The sequence below is a fragment of the Streptomyces buecherae genome (genome assembly GCF_014295035.1).
Lineage (GTDB): Bacteria > Actinomycetota > Actinomycetes > Streptomycetales > Streptomycetaceae > Streptomyces > Streptomyces youssoufiensis.
The window spans coordinates 8075581-8093258 of the sequence record NZ_CP060404.1; the positions used below are offsets into that span (position 1 = coordinate 8075581).

The window sequence follows — 17678 nt, forward strand, 5'->3', positions numbered from 1 at the left end:
AGGCCACGTCGGACTGTTGCTGCCTCGTCGAAAGCGGGCACCTCTGTGAGGGATGGTTCCCCGCGTGGGGCCCCGGGCGGGGGGTGCGCCGCGCGCGCCAGCGCGTACGACGGCACGCACCACGAGGCACCGCCCGTACCGCATCGGCGCGCCGCCACCGGCCACCCCCGTGGCGACCGGAGGGCGCGGCGGGCCCATCCGCACCTCCCGCACCGCGCACTTCCGTAGCTCGACACCGGCACTCCCTACGTCAGCTCGACACCGGCACTCCCCGCGTCGAGGCGGGCGGCATGAGACGAGGACCAGGGCACCGGCGCCGCCGGCCGCCACCGGTCGATCGGCGCGCGCCCGGCCGGGCGCCGGTGCGCCGGGACCCACCGCGCGACCGGGCCGCCTCGCTCGCCGACCCGTCCCGCACGGGTCCCGGTGCTCCGTACCGGCCACGTCAACTCGGGTGAGGTCACCATGGTTCTACGGCACGTACGGCAAGACCGCGCAGCGCGCTCGGCCCGTCCCCGTCCCCGTCTCCGTCGCCCCGCCGGTGCTTCCGGCGCCTTCGGCGCGCGGCGCTCCGGTCGCGTGGGGGTCGTCCCGTGGGGCGGGATCGGCCGGCTGCTGCCCGGGCGCGGGAGCCCGGCGTCGGGCGGCGCCGAGGGCCGGCCGGGCCCTGCGCGGCGTGCCGTGCTCGCGGTCGCCGGCGCGCTGACCGCCACCTGCGCCCTCACCCTCGCACCCGGCACCGCGTCGGCGGTCCCCGACGGGCCGGCCACGGCGCCCGCCGGTGACCGCGACGCGCGCTACAGCCGCTACGTGGCGCTCGGCGACTCCTACGTCTCCGGGCCGCTCATCCCCCTCATGCGGCTGGACCCGCCCGGCTGCTTCCGGTCCACCGCCAACTACCCCGCGCTGCTCGCCCGCGACCTGCGCGTCCGCTCGTTCACGGACATGAGCTGCGGCGGCGCCGACACCACGCACATGACCCGGCCGCAGGCCGTGCCGCTGGGCGGCGTCAACCCGCCGCAGCTCGACCCGCTGACCCGACAGACCGACCTGGTCACCCTCAGCATCGGCGGCAACGACTTCGGCATCTTCGGCGAACTCACCAGGACCTGCCCCGAACTGCGCCCGCAGGACCCCACCGGCAACCCGTGCCAGCGGCACTACACGGTGGACGGCGTGGACACCCTGATCGACCACGCGCGCCGGGTCTCGGAGCGGGTCTCGACCATCCTGCGGGCCGTCCACGAGCGCGCGCCGCGGGCGCACGTGGTGCTCGTCGGCTATCCGCGCATCGCGCCACCGAGCGGCGCCTGCCCCGCGATCCTGCCGTTCGCCGACGGGGACCTGCGCTGGCTCGACGCCGTCGAACGGGCGCTGAACACCTCGATGGCGGACGCCGCCGAGCGGGACGGGACGGCCCGGTACGTCGACACGTACGGCACCTCGCTCGGCCACGACGCCTGCGCGCCCGGTGACCAGGCGTGGATTCAGGGCAAGGACACCGACCCGCTCGCCGCCGCCTCCTACCACCCGCGCCGCGGCGCCATGGTGGGCGTCGCGGAACAGGTGCGGCGCGCGCTGGCGGACGGCGCGCACGCCCGTCCCTGACGCCCGCGCGCGGGCGCTGGCGCGCGGCACGTCGCGCCGCGCGCGCTCGGTCGGGCCCCGGCGGGCCAGCGGCGCGTGCCGGGACCCGCCGCGAACGCCGCCGGCCGTGCCGCTCGACGTACGGCGCGTCGCCGTGCCGCCCCATGCGCCGTCGCCCGACTCGTCCGGGCTCACCCGCGTCCCGCGCTCTCGCGGGGGAGCCGAGGGGACAACGGGGGCGGGGGTGGGCAGAGCTGAGGGAACATCCGTGGCGCGCCAGTGCGCCGGTCCCGCTCGGCGCGCCGGCCGCGGCCCACGGCCTTGCGACGAGAGGACAGGCAATGCGTTTGCGATCCCTGCGGAGGCGACTTCCCTCGCGGGTGCGGATGACGACCGTGTTCGCCGCGGCCGTCGCGCTCACCGCCTCGCTCACCAGCGCCGTGCCCAGTTCGGCGGGGACGTCCGCGCCCGCGGCCGAGCGGGTCGCCGCCCGCTCCGCCGAACGCGGCGGACCCGGGCAGCCCGAGGCGCACGACGTCGTGCTCGCCGTCCACGGCGGCGCCGGCACCGCCCTCGACCCCGACCACACCAGCCCCACCGAGGAGCGCGCCTACCGCGCCGGCCTCACCGACGCGCTCCGCGCCGGCCAGCGCGTCCTGCGCCGGGGCGGCGACAGCGTGGCGGCGGTCGAGGCCGCCGTACGCGTCCTTGAGGACAACGAGTTGTTCAACGCCGGCAAGGGGGCGGTGTTCACCGCGGACGCCGGACACGAGTTGGACGCCTCCATCATGCGCGGCTCCGACCAGGCCGCGGGCGCCGTCGCCGGCGTACGCAGCGTGCGCAACCCCATCTCGGCCGCCCGTCTGGTCATGGACAGGACCCGGCACGTGCTGCTCGCCGGCGAGGGCGCCGACGACTTCGCCGCCCGAGCCGGCCTGCCCACCGTCACCCAGGACTACTACTGGACGCAGCGCCGCTGGGACCAGCTCATGGCCGCCAAGGAGAAGGAACGGGGCGCGCGCGACGGTCGGGGCGGCGACGAGGGCGCCGGGGCGAAGGGCGCCGACTCGCCCAAGGGCACCGTCGGCGCCGTGGCCCTGGACGGCCGGCGCCACCTGGCCGCCGCGACCTCCACGGGAGGCATGACCAACAAGATGCCGGGCCGGGTCGGCGACTCGCCACTGATCGGCGCCGGCACGTACGCGAAGGACGGCACGGTCGCGGCGAGCGCGACCGGGCACGGCGAGGTGTTCATCCGTGGCGCGGCCACCGCCACCATCGCCCACCTCATGGAATACAGCCGGCTGGGCGTGGCCCAGGCCGCGCACCAGGTACTGATCAAGCAATTGCCCCAACTCGGCGGCGACGGCGGCGTGATCGCCCTGGACGGTAAGGGCACATTCGACGCCCCGCACAGCAGTCCCGGGATGCTCTACGGTTACCTCACCCGCGACGGGAGGATCATTACCAAGATATTCCCCAGCGAATCGCCGGCCAATGAATGAGTGGCCGCCGATGCGGGAAGCGGTGACATTTCCTCGGTAAACGGGAGTTCGGCCGCGCAGGAGCCCACGATGTGCGCGAGTTCGCTTCTCCGCCGCCTTGGAGCACGGCGATTACGCGTTCCGCTACGCTGCTGACGCAGCGGGCGACATGCGGGGGAATACGCCCTTTCGTGGGGCTCGGGCCACACCTCGCCGGCGGCGGGGTGTGGCCCCTGGCGTTCCGTCTTCGTCATCACTTGGCAGCATGCGAATCACCGCACGGACACTGCGACTTTCGCGTTCATCGGAATACTGGCGAGCGCCAGAGAAATGCCTGCCCAAGGTCGTCACCCGGGCCGCCGGCGAGCGGGGCATTCTGCCGACGCGCGAGAGAACGATACATAGCCGGGCAGCAAACGATTGCCGACCGAGACTGCCGACGCTGCTGAATTCCCCCTGAACGGAGACCAGGAATGCCTACGCTCTCGACGTCCACCGTAACGGCGGCCACCGACTCCTACATCACCGCCATCGCGGACACGCGGCAGCAGATCGAGGCCGCACAGCGGCTGCGCTACCAGGTCTTCGGCGAGGAGAAGGGCGCCAAGCTCGCGTCGCACGCCGCCGGGCTCGACGTCGACGAGTTCGACGCCGTGATGGACCACCTGATCGTCAGCGACAAGGCCACCGGTGAGATCGTCGGCACCTACCGGCTGCTGCCGCCCGGGCGCACCGAACGACTCTTCTCGGAGGGCGAGTTCGACCTGCGCGGACTGCCGCTGGACGTGCGCTCCTCGCTGGTCGAGGCGGGCCGGGCCTGCGTGCACCCCGACCACCGCTCCGGCGCGGTGATCAACCTGATGTGGGCCGGACTCGCCCGCTACGTGCTGCTCTCCGGACACCGCTACCTCGCGGGCTGCGCCTCCGTCTCGCTCGCCGACGGCGGCGGAGCCGCCAGCAACGCCTGGCTGCTCGGCACCGCCCGGCACACCGCGCCGCCCGAGCTGCGCGTCCAGCCGCGCGACCCGTGGACGCCCCCCGCGGCCCTGAACACCAAGCCCAGCTACGCCGACCTGCCGCCCCTGCTCCGCGGCTACCTGCGGGTCGGCGCGTGGATGTGCGGCGCCCCGCACCACGAGCGTGACTTCGACGACGCCGACTTCTTCGTCGTCCTGGACACCGAGCAGATGAACGACCGGTACCGCCGCTACTTCCTCGGCGACGCTCAGTGAACGCCTGGGCCCCCAGCTCGCCCTGTGACCAGCGCTGCGTCGCCCACGCCGCGGCCCGGGTCACGGCGGCGCGCGCCACCCGCCGCTCGATGGCCTTCGCGCGCCGCGTGCTCAGCGCCCTGGCGGCGGGCGAGGCCCTGGCCGACCCGGCCGTCGTACGCGCCCACGCCCAGTCCATCCTGGCGGCCATCGGCGTCCGCGTGGAACACCTCGGCGGACCGCTGAGCGCACCGACCGCGTCGACCGGGCCGACCGTCTCGACCGGGCCGACCGCGTCGACCGGGCCGACCGCCGCGGCTGGTGCGGGCGGTGTGGGGACGCTGGTCGTGGCCAACCACATCTCCTGGCTCGACGTCATCGCCCTGCTCGCGGTGGAGCCGGTGACCATGCTGGCCAAGCGCGAGGTCGGCGACTGGCCGCTGGTCGGCACCCTGACCAGGCGCGCCGGCACCCGGTTCATCGACCGCGACAGCATGCGTGGACTGCCCCGAACGGTGGACGAGATCGCCGGGTTGCTGCGCGGCGGACGCTCGGTCATGGTCTTCCCGCAGGGCGCCACCTGGTGCGCCGGGACGACCGGCGACTTCCGCCGGGCCACCTTCCAGGCGGCGATCGACGCCGGCGCCCCGGTGCGCCCGGTGACCCTGGGCTACTTCCAACACCACGCCCTGAGCACGGTGGCCGCCTTCGTCGGCGACGACGACTTCGGCAGCTCGCTACGCCGTGTCATGAGCGCCGACGGCGTCACGGCCCGGGTCCAGGTCCATCCGGCGATCCCGGCCTCGGCGGCGCGCGACCGTCGGGAGCTGGCCGCGCTCGCCCGCGAGGCCGTGCGCGACGCGGCCCCGACCACCACCAACCGGCCACGGGCCGAGGCCGACGCGACGGGCGTACGGGACGCGGCCTGTGGGCGTGGCCTGCCGGTGCTTCCCGCCGCCGGGTGGGGCGTCGACATCGGCTGCGGCGCGGACGCGGTGGCCGGCGCGGAGCGCGGGTCCGTGCCCGTCGTACGTCGGCCGCGCAGGCCGCTCGCGGAGCGGGAGGCGTCCTCGGTCCGCGGCGGCCGACAGCGCCGCTGAGCCCGCGTACGCCGGTGGGCCGGGGCCGCGCCGACGCGGCCCCGGCCCGCCCGGCGTGCGCCGTCCCCTGGCTGTCTCCGCCCGCTGCCGCAGCGGGCGGAGGCGGTCGGCGTCAGGGGCGGGTCCAGGCGTCGGCCAGCGCGATCAGGTCCTCCAGGGCCGCCCGCACGCGCGTCTCGTCGCCGGTGGTGAGGTAGTCGATCTGGAGCCCCGCGTACGCGGCGTTCAGGAGGGTGGCGCGCCGCTCCGCGGTCTCCGTCGGAACGCCGTGCGCCCGCAGCGCGTCGGCCACGAACAGCGTCCGCTGGGTGAGCATCGCCGGCACCTGGGAGCCGGGCAGTCGGCCGCCCGCCGCCAGGCCCTCGATCTCGTGCAGCAGACGGATCACCGGCAGGTAGTCGTCCGTGAGGTGCCAGTCCCAGGAAGCCCGGACGACGGCGCCCAGGCTGCGCCCCTCCGCCCAGCCGGGAAAGGCGCTGAGCCGGTCGCGCTGGCGCTCGTCGAGCCGGGTCAGGACGGCGTTGACGAGGTCGTCCTTGTCCCGGAAGTGGTGGGTGAGGACCCGGGTGCTGTGCCCGAGCGCCTGCGCCAGCGGGCGCATGGACAGGCCGACGAGGCCGTGCTCGGCCAGGTACTCGATGATCGCGTCCAGCAACTCGGTGCGGCGCTGGGGGTCGCGCGGCCTGGCCATGCGCGGTGCTCCTCGGGTGGCTCGGTCGGCTGGGCGGTAGCCGCGTCGGCCGCCGGTGGTCGGCGGCCGGTGGGCCGGGCGGGGCTGGGAGCCACCCTAGGCCGGCGCGAGGCCGGCCAGCGGCGCTGGCCTGCGCGGGAGCGGCGCGGAGAGCGGGGGAGCGGGGCGAGGGGTGAGCGGTGACGGGCGCGCGTTGCGCGTTAGGGAAACGAACGTTACGTTAACGGTCTGGCGCTCACGCCGCCCACCCCACCCCTCGCCCTAAGGGCCCACGCCGGGCCCGCACCAGGAGGCCGTCATGCCCACCGAGCGGATCGCCGACGTCCGCGGTCGCGCGCTGCGCTACCTCGACCCCGGCGGCCCCGGCCGCCCCGTACTCGCGCTGCACGGCCACTTCGGCCGGGCGCGGGCGTACGCCGGGCTGATCGTCGCGCTGGCCCCGCGCTACCGGGTCATCGCCCTCGAACAGCGCGGGCACGGTCGCAGCGCCGACCCGCGCGCCGACGCGGGCGACTTCACGCGCGAGGCGTACGTCGCCGACGCCGCGGCCTTCCTGCGCGCGCTCGACCTGGGCCGGGTGCCGGTCGTCGGGCACTCGGCGGGAGGCGTCACCGCCTTCCAACTCGCCGCCCGTGAAACCGAGTTGGTCGGCGCGCTCATCGTGGAGGAGGGCGGCGCGGACAACCGGCGGCCCCGTGTCCCGCACCCCGTGCTCGACGTGCGCGCGTGGCCGCGCCGCGCGCCCACGCTGGCCGCCCTCGGCGAGCGGGTGCGCGAGCGGGGCATCCCGGACGCCGGCTACTTCCTGGAGAGCGCCGTGGAGTACCCGGACGGCTGGGGCTTCCTCTTCGACCTCGACGCCATGATGGCCTCGCAGCGGGCGGCGGTCGGCGACTGGTGGCCGGACTGGCTCGGCTCCGCGTGCCCGGCCCTCCTCCTCCACGGGGGCCGGAGCTTCGTGCTGCCGACCGACCTGGCCCGGGAGATGGCCGACCGGCGCCCAGGCACCACGCTGCGCACCTTCCCCGACTGCGGGCACTGGGTGCACGACGACGACCCGGCCGGCTTCGCCAGCGTCGTCGGCGGCTTCCTCGACGCGCTGCCCGAGGCGGCGTGGGCCGGCTGAACGGGCGCTGTCACACCCCCGGCCTACGCTGGACGCATGTGCCGAAGCATCAAGACACTCCGCCCCCCGGTCATGCCCGAGGTGAGCGAAGAAGACATCCAGGCAGCCGCCCTGCAGTACGTCCGCAAGGTTTCCGGATTCCGGGCGCCGGCCGCGCACAACCGGGTCGCGTTCGACGAGGCCGTCGCCGCGGTGACGGACGCGACCAGGCAGTTGCTCGGCAGCCTGGAGGTGCGGGGCGCCGGCGCCCGCCGCGCGGACGCCGCGCTCGGCTGAGCGCGCCGCGCACGCCGCGCGCGGGGCGGACCACTCCGCGCGCCGGCACAGTGGGTCACGAGTCGCTCGCCCACCGTGCCCTCGCGGTGGCGGCTTCCCTATGGTGGGGGAATGCCGCCGGATTCCACGGCCACGAAGGCCCGCCTGCTCGCCGCCGCCCGTGCCGAGTTCGCCCGGCACGGGGTCGCGGGTGCGCGGGTGGATCGAATCGCGGCGGCGGCGAAGGCCAACAAGCGCCTGCTCTACGTGTACTTCGGCAACAAGTGTGAGCTGTTCGACCGCGTGGTCGCCGAGGCGTTCGGGCAACTGGCCGACGCGGTGCCCTTCACCGCCGACGACCTGCCCGGCTACGCCGGCGCGCTCTTCGACCACCTGACGGCGCACCCGGCGCTGCTGCGGCTCATCGCCTGGGCGCTGCTGGAACGCCCAGGGCCCACGGCGGCCCGGATCGCCGACTGCCACCCCGCGGCCGAGGCCGTCGCCGACGCGCAGGCGCGCGGAGTGCTGACGGCCGCGCTGGAGCCGGCGGACGTGCTGGCGCTGACCGTCGGCCTGGCCGGCGCGTGGTCGCACACGGCCGCGCCACTGGGCCGGCGCGACCCGGACGGCGCGCGGCGCGCCCCGGCGCACCCGGACTCGCGCAGGGCCCAGCGGCGCGCCGCGCTGACCCGGGCGATGGACGCGGCCACCGCGCCCTGACGGCCATGGGTATCGCGGTCACGGACGCCGCCGGCGCGCCCCGTCCGACGCGATCACGCCCCCGAGCGCCAGCCCCTCAGCGGTCCGACGCCACTGCCGGGCCGCCCGCCACCGGCCGGATGCCCCGCCCCGCCCACGGTGGAGCCGCTTCGACGCGGGCCGCGAGTTCGTGCCGGGCGCGGTCGGGCAGGAGAGCGGAACGCCCCGTGTGCTGGTCGACGTGGAGGGCGAAGAGTTCCTCCGTCGCCACGAGTTCCCCCTCCGGAGCCGTCCCCGCCGACCCGGGGGCGGTGGTCCCGGCCTCGGGGGAGGTGCCGGCCGGGGCGGCGTACATCTCGTGGACGAACCGCACCTTGCCGGCATCGACCCCCAACGGCCGGGTCCGCACCGTGAGTTCGCTGCCCGTGCTCACCTCGCGCAGGTACCGCACGTGCGCCTCGACCGTGTACAGCGAACACCCGGTGCGCTGCCGGTAGGCCGCGTCCAACCCGATCCCGTCCATGAGCGCGTCCGTCGCGTGCCCGAAGACCAGCACGTAGTACGCCTCGCTGAGGTGCCCGTTGTAGTCGATCCACTCGGCGCGGACCGGCTCGCGGTGCGGTGGGAGCGGGCCCGGCGCCCCGCTCACGCCCGCTCCCCGGCGAGCCGGGGCAGCCGGCCGGTGGCCCGCAGCACGTTGATGACGCCCTGGTCGCGCTCGGCCACCAGGTCGGCGTGGCTGCGCTCGCCCGCGGCGTCGGCACAGCCGTCCACCATCGCCGACCGCAGCGCGTCATCCAGCTCGGGCGCGGCAAGCCGCGTCCACGGCGCCTTCAGCGACGGACCGAAGTGGTCGAGCATGTGCGCCATGCCGCCCTCGCCGCCCGCGAGGGCGAAGGTGAGGCAGGGGCCCATGAACGCCCAGCGCAGCCCCGGGCCCTCGGTGATGGACGCGTCGATGTCGGCGACCGTCGCCTCGCCCGCGGCCACCATGTGCAGGGCCTCGCGCCACAGGGCCTCCTGGAGCCGGTTGGCGATGAAGCCGGGCAGCTCGCGCTCCATGGTGATCACGGACTTGCCCGCCGCCGTGTAGAACGCGGACGCCCAGTCCACGGCCCAGCGCTCGGTGGCCTCGCCGCCGACGACCTCCACCAGCGGGATCAGGTACGGCGGGTTGAAGGGATGCCCGACCACGAGGCGCCCCGGGCGCGCCGCCGTGGTCTGCATGTCGGTCATCGGGTAGCCGGAGGTGGAGGAGGCGATGACCACGTCGGGGGCGGTGGCCGCGTCCAGCTCGGCCAGCAGGTCCCGCTTCAGCTCCAGCTTCTCCGGCGCGCTCTCCTGGACGAACTGCGCCTCGGCCACGGCCTCTTCGAGCGTGTCGGTCACGGTCAGCCGGTCCGGCGACGCGCCGTCGGCCAGTCCGAGCTGCTCCACGGCGGGCCAGGCCGCGGTGATGAGCCGGCGCAGCCGGGCCTCGGCGTCCGGGGCGGGGTCCCAGGCGGTGACGTCGTAGCCACGGGCCAGGAAGTGGGCGGCCCAGCCGCCGCCGATGACTCCCGCGCCGACGCAGGCGACGCGGCGGACGCTCTCGGGTGCGATGGGTGACATGACGGGCTCCTCACGGACGGGGACGGTAGTGGGGGAGGGGCGAAGACGGTCGCGGCTAGGCACGGGGGGCGAGGCCGAGGCGGGCGCGGGCCTGGTCGGGCGTGGCCACGCGGGCGCCGAGCAGTTCGGTGATGCTGACGGCCCGCTCCACGAGCTGACCGTTGGTGGCCTTGACCCCCTTGCTCAGGTACAGGTTGTCCTCAAGCCCGACCCGTACGTTGCCGCCGAGCAGAATGGCCTGCGCCACCCACGGCATCTGCATCCGACCCAGCGCGAAGCTGGCCCACTGGGCACCGGCGGGCAGCATGTTGACCATCGAGGCCAGCACGCCCGCGTCGGCGGGGGCGCCCCACGGGATGCCCATGCACAGTTGGAAGACCGTCGGGTCGTCGAGCAGGCCCTCCGCGTGCAACTGCTTGGCGAACCACAGCTGCCCGGTGTCGAAGATCTCCAACTCCGGCCGTACGCCCAGTTCCTGGATGCGCTTGGCGCCGGCGCGCAGCATGTCGGGCGTGGAGACGTAGAGGTTGCTGCCGTCGCCGAAGTTCAGCGAACCGCAGTCGAGCGTGCAGATGTCCGGGAGCAGTTGCTCCACGTGCGGCAGCCGGTCCAGGCCGCTGACCAGGTCGGTGCCCGGCAACTGCCGTAGCGGCTGCTCCGGGTCGAGCACCAGGTCGCCACCCATCCCCGCGGTGAGGTTGATGATGACGTCGGTGCCGGTCCCCTGGATCCGCTCGACCACCTCGGCGTAGAGCCGCGGGTCGCGCGAGGGCGCGCCGCTCTCCGGGTCGCGTACGTGGACGTGGACCACGGCCGCGCCGGCCTCCGCCGCCTCGACCGCCGACGCGGCGATCTGCCGCGGGGTGACCGGCACGTGCGGGCTACGGCCCACGGTGTCGCCCGCGCCGGTGAGCGCGCAGGTGATGATGACCTCTTCGTTCACGGGGTGTTGTCCCTTCGTGAGTGGGGCGGCGGCCCCGGGTACGGGTGTGGGTGCGTGCGTGTGGTTCACGCGCGGGCGCTGTGCGGTCGCGCGGGGGCGTACGTCGGTGCGCCGGGCGTACGGGTGTGAGTACGGGGAGTGTGTCGGGCGTACGCGAGGGTGCGTCGGGTGTCGCGGCTCAGGTGGCGGTCAGTTCGGCGTCGACGAACGCGGTCAGCACCGCGTGCATGGTGTCGGGCGTGGTGCCCTCCGGCGCGCTGGCCAGGACCTGGGTGGCGAGCCCGTCGATGAGGGCGGCCAGCCGCAGGGCGGCGGCGTCCGGGTCCAGGTCCGGTCGGAAGGCGCCCTGGGCACGGCCGCGCCGCAGGACGTCAGCGAGGGTGGACCGCCACTGGCGGTAGAAGTCGGCGTGCAGGCGGCCGATCTCGGTCGAGCGCGCCGCCTCCGCCCACAGGTCCAGCCACACCAGCCACTGGCTGCGCTGCTGCGCCGTGCGCGGCGTCTGGAGCGCGATCAACCGCAGCAACTCCGTGCGCGCGTCCGCGCTTTCGGACGATTCGGCGGCCCGCCGAGCGATGTCCTCGTCCATGCACCACCGCACGGCGGCCTCGAGCAGTTCGTCCCGTCCGGGGTAGTGGTAGTGGATGGCGGCCGTGCTGGTGCCGCAGGCCGCGGCGATGTCGCTGACCCGTACGGCGTGGAAGCCGTGCTCGGCGATCAGCCGCACCGTCTCCCGGACGATCTGCGACGGACGGCCCTCGGGTGGCGCGGTCGCGCGCGTCGTGCGCGCGGCGGGACGCTCGACGGCCGCCCCGCGTGCGGGCGCCCGCCCCGGGCCGCCGAGCAGCCAGCCCGGGTCGACGCCGCCCGCGTCGGCGATCCGGACGACCTCGGCGATGGTGAACCGGCGCGTGCCGCCCAGCGAGCGGGACAGCTTGGACGGATCCATGACGATCCGGCGGGCGAACTCCCTGCGGCTGCACCCGAGCCCGTCGATCACCTCGGCGACGCGCGCCCGCACGGTATGGCCGTCGGTCGCGCTCACCGCCTCGGTCGACGCGCCGGCCGTGGCGGCCGGGTCGATCGCGGTGTCCACGGTGTGGTCGCCGCGCTGTGCTGGGGGTTCCTCCATGGCCGACGACCGTAGCAGCGTGTTGAGAACACCACAACGCGGCAACCTGGGAGAGTGGGCTAAATGTGAGGTGAATGGCTGGTTCGCGGGCTTGCTGGAAACTGATGAGTGAGTCAGATGGTGGGGTGGGGGCTGAGGCGGGCGCGAAGGCAGGGGTGCCCCGGCGGCCTGCCGGGGTGTGCGTCGCGGCCTGTCGTCGCGGTGGGTGAGCTACCGTGCTGTGGAAAGCGCTTGCTGCCGTAGGTGGCGGGGGCGGGAGGCGCCTGCCGCGGCGCGGCCGTCCGCCCCGTGCCCGTTGCCCGCGGCGCAGCCGGAAGGAGGACGGATGACCGCTGCCCACCCTCAGCCCGAAACCCACCCTCGGCCCGCGCCCCAACCCCAGCCCACACCTCAACCCCAGCCCGCCACCCAGTCCGCGCCCCACTCCGTGCCCCGGTCCGGGTCCGACGCCGCCGGCCGGCGCCGCACGGTGCGGATCGCGATGAACGGGGTGACCGGGCGCATGGGCTACCGCCAACACCTCGTCCGCTCCCTCCTCGCCCTCCGCGAGCAGGGCGGCCTGGAACTGGGGGACGGCACCGTGCTCTGGCCGGAACCGATCCTCGTCGGCCGCTCCGAACAGGCCCTGCGGGCGCTGGCCGAGCGGCACGGCCTCGACCGGTGGTCCACGCGCCTTGACGACGTGCTCGCCGACCCGAGCGTGGACATCTACTTCGACGCGCAGCTCACCTCGGCCCGCGCCGACGCCCTGCGGCGGGCCATCGCCGCCGGGAAGCACGTCTACTGCGAGAAGCCCACGGCGGCCGGCCTCGACGACGCGCTCGACGTCGCCCGGCTCGCCACCGCCGCCGGCGTCAAGCACGGCGTGGTGCAGGACAAGCTGTTCCTGCCCGGGCTGCGCAAGCTGCGCCGACTGCTGGACGGCGGCTTCTTCGGCCGCGTCCTGTCGGTGCGCGGGGAGTTCGGCTACTGGGTCTTCGAGGGCGACTGGCAGGCGGCGCAGCGCCCCTCGTGGAACTACCGCACCGCGGACGGCGGTGGCATCGTGCGGGACATGTTCCCGCACTGGGAGTACGTGCTGCGCGAACTGTTCGGCCCCGTACGCACCGTGCAGGCGCAGGTCGCCACGCACCTGCCGCACCGCGTGGACGAGCACGGCCGGCCGTACGAGGCCACGGCGGACGACGCGGCGTACGGCGTCTTCCAGCTCGACGGGGGGATCGTCGCGCAGATCAACTCCTCCTGGGCGGTGCGCGTGGACCGCCCGGAGCTGGTGGAGTTCCAGGTCGACGGGGTCGAGGGCTCGGCCGTCGCCGGACTGCGCGGCTGCCGGGTGCAACACCGGTCCGTCACCCCGCGGCCCGTGTGGAACCCGGACGTCCCGATCGCCGCGCCGTTCCGCGAGCAGTGGCAGGAGGTACCGGACAACGAGGTGTTCGACAACGGGTTCAAGGTGCAGTGGGAGCTGTTTCTGCGACACGTGGTGCTGGACGAGCCCTGGCGGTGGGACCTCTTGTCGGGCGCGCGCGGGGTGCAACTCGCCGAACTCGGGCTGCGCTCATCGGCCGAGGGGCGCCGGCTGACCGTCCCGGAGCTGGAGCTGTGACCCTCCGCCGCCCCGGCCCGGCCCACCCGCCGCCGGCTCACCACGCCGCGCCTGACCGGCCAACCCCACCACACCGGCCGGGTCCGCCCCACCCGGCAGTGTCCGATCGCGCGGCCCGCGCCCCCCGGCTCGTCGGCCGCCCGCCCCTGCGAGGTGCGCGGTGATCCGACTCCCGGGCCCCGACGGCGCGTTGCGGCCCTACACCCCGTGCGCCACGCCCGCGCCCTCCGTCACCGCCGGCGGTCACACCGGCGGTCAGCGAGGGCACGCGGGTGGCGCGCCGGGGCGGCGGCGGGATCGACCGTCGGCCCGTGCCGTCTTCGCCGCCGCGCACGTGGTCGCCGATCCGCTCGCCGCCGGCGCGGGCGCGCCGGGCGCCGTGGACTGGGAGGCCACGCTGGCCTTCCGGCGCCACCTGTGGTCGCACGGCCTCGGGGTGGCCGAGGCCATGGACACGGCGCAACGCGGCATGGGCCTGGGATGGCCCGAGGCCGCCGCGCTCATCCGCCGCTCAGCCGCCGAGGCCCGCGCCGTGGGCGGCGTGATCGCCTGCGGCGTGGGGACCGACCACCTGACCGCCCCCGCGCGCTCGCTGGACGAGGTGGTGGCCGCGTACGAGGAGCAGCTCGCCGTGGTGGAGGCGGCGGGGTCGCGTGCCGTCGTGATGGCCTCGCGGGCGCTGGCCGGGCTGGCGCGTGGCGCGGACGACTACCTGCGGGTGTACGCGCGCGTGCTGGCCCAGGCCGCCGAGCCGGTGATCCTGCACTGGCTGGGCCCGATGTTCGACCCGGCGCTCGACGGTTACTGGGGCAGCGCCGACCTCGACCGGGCGAGCGAGACGTTCCTTGAGGTCATCGCCGCCCACCCGGACCGGGTCGACGGCGTCAAGGTCTCGCTGCTCGACGCCGCGCGCGAGGTGGCGCTGCGCCGCCGGCTGCCGGCCGGCGTGCGCTGCTACACCGGCGACGACTTCCACTACCCGGAGCTGATCGCCGGGGACGCGCACGGGCACAGCGACGCGCTGCTCGGGGTCTTCGACCCGCTGGCGCCGCTGGCCGCCGACGCGGTGCGGGCGCTGGACGCCGGACCCACGGGGCGCAAGCGCTTTCGCGACCGCCTCGACCCGACCGTCGACCTGGCCCGCCACCTCTTCCAGCCGCCCACCCGCCACTACAAGACCGGCGTGGTGCTGCTCGCCTGGCTCGCCGGCCACCAGCGGCACTTCGCGATGCTGGGCGGCCACCAGTCGGCGCGCTCGCTGCCCCACCTCGCGCGGGCCTACGAACTCGCCGACCGCCTCGGCCTGTTCCCCGACCCACCGCTCGCCGAGGCCCGCATGCGCCATCTGCTCGCCGTCTACGGAGTGGACTCATGACCGCGCGACCCGCCGCCGACGACCCCCGGCCCCCCACCGCCCGAGTGCACGACCCCACCGAGGCCCCGGCCCCGCGAGGGACCCCGGACCCGGTTGAACTGCGCCGGCTGAGCCTGAACCAGCAGACCATCCGCCAGTGGTCGCTGCCCGAACTGGTCGAGGGCTGCGTGGCGGCGGACGTGCCGGGCGTGGGGCTGTGGCGCGCGCCGGTCCAGGAGTACGGGCTGGGCCAGGCGGCCCGACTCGTGCGCGCCGCCGGCCTCGCGGTGACCAGCCTGTGCCGGGGCGGCTTCTTCACCTCGGCGGAGCCGGCCGAGCGCGCGGCGGCGCTCGCCGACAACCGGCTGGCCATCGACGAGGCCGCGACCCTCGGCACCCGGACGCTGGTGCTGGTCTCCGGCGGCCTGCCGGCCGGCAGCCGCGACCTGCCCGGCGCGCGCGAACGGGTCGCCGACGCGTTGGCCGACCTCGCGCCGTACGCGGCCGAACGCGGGGTGCGGCTCGCGGTCGAGCCGCTGCACCCGATGTACGCGGCGGACCGCTGCGTCGTCTCCACGCTCGCCCAGGCGCTCGACCTCGCCGAACGCTTCCCCGCCGACCAGGTGGGGGTCGTGGTGGACACCTACCACCTGTGGTGGGACGACACGGTGGACGCCCAGCTCGCCCGCGCCGGGAAAGGCGGGCGCATCGCGGCCTTCCAGGTCGCCGACTGGGTCACGCCGCTGCCCGCCGGCGTGCTGCTCGGCCGCGGCCAACTGGGCGACGGCTGCGTACCGCTGCGCCACTTCCGCGAGGTGGTCGACGCGGCCGGGTACCGCGGGCCGATCGAGGTGGAGATCTTCAACCCCGCGCTGTGGGAGCGCTCGGGCGCCGAGGTGCTGGCGGAGACGGTGCGGCGGTACCGGGCCCACGTGCTGTGACCCCCATGGCCCCGCGCGACGGCCGGCGCCCGGCCGTCGCGCGGGGCCGGGCGGATCGACCGGCCCCCGCCGCCCGCGCGCCCGACGTACGGTTACGGGCCCCGAGCCCGCGCCGGGCCGCCCCGCCGCGCCGTACCCCGCCCCAACGCGTTGTCCACCGCTGTGCCCCGCCCCGAAACGCGACGTCCGATTTCCGCCAGCCCGGCGCGCGGCCGGCGCGCATAGTGGAGGGCGTGATGAACGAGGACAGCAGGTACGAAGCGGTGTGCAGCCGGGACGCGCGGTTCGACGGCCAGTTCTTCTTCGCCGTGACGACCACGGGCATCTACTGCCGCCCGAGCTGTCCCGCGGTCACGCCGAAGCGCAAGAACGTGCGGTTCTTCGCGACGGCCGCCGCCGCGCAGGGCGCCGGCTTCCGGGCGTGCCGGCGCTGCCGCCCCGACGCCGTGCCCGGCTCGGCCGAGTGGAACGCCCGCGCCGACGTCGTCGGCCGCGCCATGCGTCTGATCGGCGACGGCGTCGTGGACCGGGAGGGCGTGGCGGGGCTCGCCGTGCGCCTCGGCTACAGCGCCCGCCAGGTGCAGCGCCAGCTCAACGCGGAACTGGGCGCGGGCCCGGTCGCCCTGGCCCGCGCGCAGCGCGCCCACACGGCCCGGGTCCTGCTCCAGACGACGCACATGCAGGCGGCCGACATCGCCTTCGCGGCCGGCTTCGCCAGCGTGCGGCAGTTCAACGACACCATCCGCGAGATCTACGCCAGCACGCCCACCGCCCTGCGCCTGGCCCGCCCGGGCGCCACGGCGCGCTACGGCTCGGTGGCGCGCGAGGACGCCTGGAGCGGCGGGGACGGGGCCACCGACGCGGTCCGCTCCGGGCGGGCGCCGCTCGCGGCCGGCGCCGGGAAGGCCGTCTTCGCGGCGCCGGCCGGACCGGTGCCCGGGACGCCGCGCGGCATCCCCCTACGACTGGCCTACCGGGGCGCGTACGCGGGCCGGGAGATCTTCGACTACCTCCAGCGGTGGCACATCCCCGGCGTCGAGGAGGTGACGGGCGAACCCGGCGCCCGGCTGTACCGGCGCACGCTCCGGCTGCCGGGCGGGGGCGGCATCGCCGAGGTGCGCGAGTCGGCCGTCGACCAGGGCTGGTTGGAATGCCGGCTCCACCTGTGCGAACTGCGCGACCTCACGACGGCCAGCCAACGGATGCGGCGGCTGTTCGACCTGGACGCCGACCCGTACGCCGTCGCCGAGCGGCTCGGCGGCTGCCCACGGCTCGGCCCACTGGTCACCGCCCGCCCCGGGCTGCGCGCGCCCGGCTCGGTCGACCCGCACGAACTCGCCGTGCGCGCCGTCATCGGCCAGGGCGCGACGCCGCGGCGAGCGCGTCGGGCGGGGGAGGCGCTGGTCGCGGCGTACGGTGAGGCGCTTCCGACGGCCAGCGGCGGGTTGACCCACTTCTTCCCCCGCGCCGAGGCGTTGGCCGACGCCCCGCTGGACGACCTGGAGCTGTCGCCGGAAGGGCGCGGCGCGCTGCGGGCCCTTGCCACCGCCCTGGCGGACGGCGGCCTGAGCCTGGACCCGGGCGCCGACCGCGTCGAGGCCGAGCGGAGCCTGCGCGCCCTGCCCGGCATCGACCCCAGGACCGCGGGCTATATCCGCATGCGGGCCCTCGGCGACCCCGACGTGCTGCTGGCCGACGCCGACGCCGACGAGGACCACAGCGCCGGCGTGGGAGTGGCGCCCGAGGCCGGGCGGGACGCCTGGCGCCCGTGGCGGTCGTACGCGACCCACTACCTGTGGGCGGCGCGGCAACCCTCCCACGCCTGACCGCACCACCTGGTGGCCTCCATGGCTCGTTCCGACCCAACCACCCCACTCCCGCCCCGTGGCCCGATCCCGCTCCTGTCCGTGATCACGCCCCCGACCTGCCCGTATGCTG

Annotated in this window: 16 protein-coding genes; 11 read left to right on the plus strand and 5 right to left on the minus strand. The window is 75.7% G+C overall.

Going from position 1 to position 17678, the window contains the following annotated elements; translation table 11 throughout:
• Nucleotides 1-579 precede the first annotated feature (579 nt).
• The 4 genes from H7H31_RS32040 to H7H31_RS32055 all read left to right on the plus strand — a co-directional run bounded on the left by H7H31_RS32040 (nt 580) and on the right by H7H31_RS32055 (nt 5382).
• Complete coding sequence (locus tag H7H31_RS32040; RefSeq protein WP_217202160.1) at nt 580-1608, plus strand: SGNH/GDSL hydrolase family protein; 1029 nt, start codon at nt 580-582, stop codon at nt 1606-1608.
• Between the two features lie 320 nt (nt 1609-1928).
• A complete protein-coding gene (locus tag H7H31_RS32045) occupies nt 1929-3092 on the plus strand; it encodes an isoaspartyl peptidase/L-asparaginase family protein (RefSeq protein WP_232110186.1) in 1164 nt (387 codons plus the stop codon).
• A gap of 452 nt (nt 3093-3544) precedes the next feature.
• Nucleotides 3545-4303, plus strand: coding sequence for a GNAT family N-acetyltransferase (locus H7H31_RS32050; protein WP_176160206.1), 759 nt, complete (start codon nt 3545-3547; stop codon nt 4301-4303).
• Nucleotides 4300-5382, plus strand: coding sequence for a lysophospholipid acyltransferase family protein (locus H7H31_RS32055; RefSeq protein ID WP_232110187.1), 1083 nt, complete (start codon nt 4300-4302; stop codon nt 5380-5382). Before H7H31_RS32050 ends, H7H31_RS32055 begins: the two co-directional genes overlap by 4 nt.
• Before the next feature lie 112 nt (nt 5383-5494).
• On the opposite strand, the gene H7H31_RS32060 is transcribed toward H7H31_RS32055, so the two are convergent.
• Complete coding sequence (locus H7H31_RS32060) at nt 5495-6073, minus strand: TetR/AcrR family transcriptional regulator (protein WP_187064658.1); 579 nt, start codon at nt 6071-6073, stop codon at nt 5495-5497.
• 298 nt (nt 6074-6371) lie between these two features.
• Here H7H31_RS32060 and H7H31_RS32065 point away from each other — a divergent pair, with 298 nt between their 5' ends.
• The 3 genes from H7H31_RS32065 (at nt 6372) to H7H31_RS32075 (ending at nt 8174) form a co-directional block, all read left to right on the plus strand.
• Complete coding sequence (locus H7H31_RS32065) at nt 6372-7199, plus strand: alpha/beta fold hydrolase (protein WP_187060809.1); 828 nt, start codon at nt 6372-6374, stop codon at nt 7197-7199.
• A gap of 36 nt (nt 7200-7235) precedes the next feature.
• The gene (locus H7H31_RS32070) at nt 7236-7475 is read left to right on the plus strand and encodes a DUF2277 domain-containing protein (protein ID WP_187060810.1); all 240 of its coding nucleotides are present in this window, start codon (nt 7236-7238) and stop codon (nt 7473-7475) included.
• Between the two features lie 111 nt (nt 7476-7586).
• A complete protein-coding gene (locus H7H31_RS32075; RefSeq protein WP_187060811.1) occupies nt 7587-8174 on the plus strand; it encodes a TetR family transcriptional regulator in 588 nt (195 codons plus the stop codon).
• Between the two features lie 76 nt (nt 8175-8250).
• Here H7H31_RS32075 and H7H31_RS32080 read toward each other — a convergent pair whose 3' ends face one another.
• From H7H31_RS32080 to H7H31_RS32095, 4 genes are all read right to left on the minus strand, one after another.
• Nucleotides 8251-8802 (minus strand): thioesterase family protein, encoded by a 552-nt coding sequence (locus H7H31_RS32080; protein ID WP_187060812.1) that lies wholly within the window; start codon nt 8800-8802, stop codon nt 8251-8253.
• On the minus strand, nt 8799-9764 hold the full coding sequence (locus H7H31_RS32085; protein WP_187060813.1) for a 3-hydroxyacyl-CoA dehydrogenase NAD-binding domain-containing protein: 966 nt from the start codon (nt 9762-9764) through the stop codon (nt 8799-8801). The genes H7H31_RS32080 and H7H31_RS32085 overlap by 4 nt, the downstream gene beginning before the upstream one ends.
• A gap of 55 nt (nt 9765-9819) precedes the next feature.
• Entirely contained in the window at nt 9820-10707 is an 888-nt protein-coding gene (locus tag H7H31_RS32090; protein ID WP_187060814.1) for a BKACE family enzyme, read from the minus strand.
• A gap of 178 nt (nt 10708-10885) precedes the next feature.
• On the minus strand, nt 10886-11839 hold the full coding sequence (locus H7H31_RS32095; protein ID WP_187060815.1) for a TetR/AcrR family transcriptional regulator: 954 nt from the start codon (nt 11837-11839) through the stop codon (nt 10886-10888).
• Between the two features lie 481 nt (nt 11840-12320).
• Between H7H31_RS32095 and H7H31_RS32100 the strand changes: the two genes are divergently transcribed.
• The 4 genes from H7H31_RS32100 to H7H31_RS32115 all read left to right on the plus strand — a co-directional run bounded on the left by H7H31_RS32100 (nt 12321) and on the right by H7H31_RS32115 (nt 17566).
• Entirely contained in the window at nt 12321-13445 is a 1125-nt protein-coding gene (locus H7H31_RS32100) for a Gfo/Idh/MocA family protein (protein WP_187060816.1), read from the plus strand.
• Nucleotides 13446-13605: 160 nt separating this feature from the next.
• Nucleotides 13606-14820 (plus strand): dihydrodipicolinate synthase family protein, encoded by a 1215-nt coding sequence (locus H7H31_RS32105; protein ID WP_187063059.1) that lies wholly within the window; start codon nt 13606-13608, stop codon nt 14818-14820.
• On the plus strand, nt 14817-15740 hold the full coding sequence (locus H7H31_RS32110) for a sugar phosphate isomerase/epimerase family protein (RefSeq protein ID WP_187063060.1): 924 nt from the start codon (nt 14817-14819) through the stop codon (nt 15738-15740). Before H7H31_RS32105 ends, H7H31_RS32110 begins: the two co-directional genes overlap by 4 nt.
• A gap of 236 nt (nt 15741-15976) precedes the next feature.
• On the plus strand, nt 15977-17566 hold the full coding sequence (locus tag H7H31_RS32115) for a DNA-3-methyladenine glycosylase 2 family protein (protein ID WP_187063061.1): 1590 nt from the start codon (nt 15977-15979) through the stop codon (nt 17564-17566).
• The last annotated feature ends 112 nt before the right edge of the window (nt 17567-17678 follow it).

Excerpts from the sequence above, each read along its gene's own strand:
- H7H31_RS32060 (WP_187064658.1), bottom strand. The coding sequence starts at position 6,073 with ATGGCCAGGCCGCGCGACCCCCAGCGCCGCACCGAGTTGCTGGACGCG.
- H7H31_RS32050 (WP_176160206.1), top strand. The coding sequence starts at position 3,545 with ATGCCTACGCTCTCGACGTCCACCGTAACGGCGGCCACCGACTCCTAC.
- H7H31_RS32075 (WP_187060811.1), top strand. The coding sequence starts at position 7,587 with ATGCCGCCGGATTCCACGGCCACGAAGGCCCGCCTGCTCGCCGCCGCC.
- H7H31_RS32065 (WP_187060809.1), top strand. The coding sequence starts at position 6,372 with ATGCCCACCGAGCGGATCGCCGACGTCCGCGGTCGCGCGCTGCGCTAC.
- H7H31_RS32095 (WP_187060815.1), bottom strand. The coding sequence starts at position 11,839 with ATGGAGGAACCCCCAGCACAGCGCGGCGACCACACCGTGGACACCGCG.
- H7H31_RS32070 (WP_187060810.1), top strand. The coding sequence starts at position 7,236 with ATGTGCCGAAGCATCAAGACACTCCGCCCCCCGGTCATGCCCGAGGTG.
- H7H31_RS32045 (WP_232110186.1), top strand. The coding sequence starts at position 1,929 with ATGCGTTTGCGATCCCTGCGGAGGCGACTTCCCTCGCGGGTGCGGATG.
- H7H31_RS32110 (WP_187063060.1), top strand. The coding sequence starts at position 14,817 with ATGACCGCGCGACCCGCCGCCGACGACCCCCGGCCCCCCACCGCCCGA.
- H7H31_RS32115 (WP_187063061.1), top strand. The coding sequence starts at position 15,977 with ATGAACGAGGACAGCAGGTACGAAGCGGTGTGCAGCCGGGACGCGCGG.
- H7H31_RS32100 (WP_187060816.1), top strand. The coding sequence starts at position 12,321 with ATGAACGGGGTGACCGGGCGCATGGGCTACCGCCAACACCTCGTCCGC.
- H7H31_RS32085 (WP_187060813.1), bottom strand. The coding sequence starts at position 9,764 with ATGTCACCCATCGCACCCGAGAGCGTCCGCCGCGTCGCCTGCGTCGGC.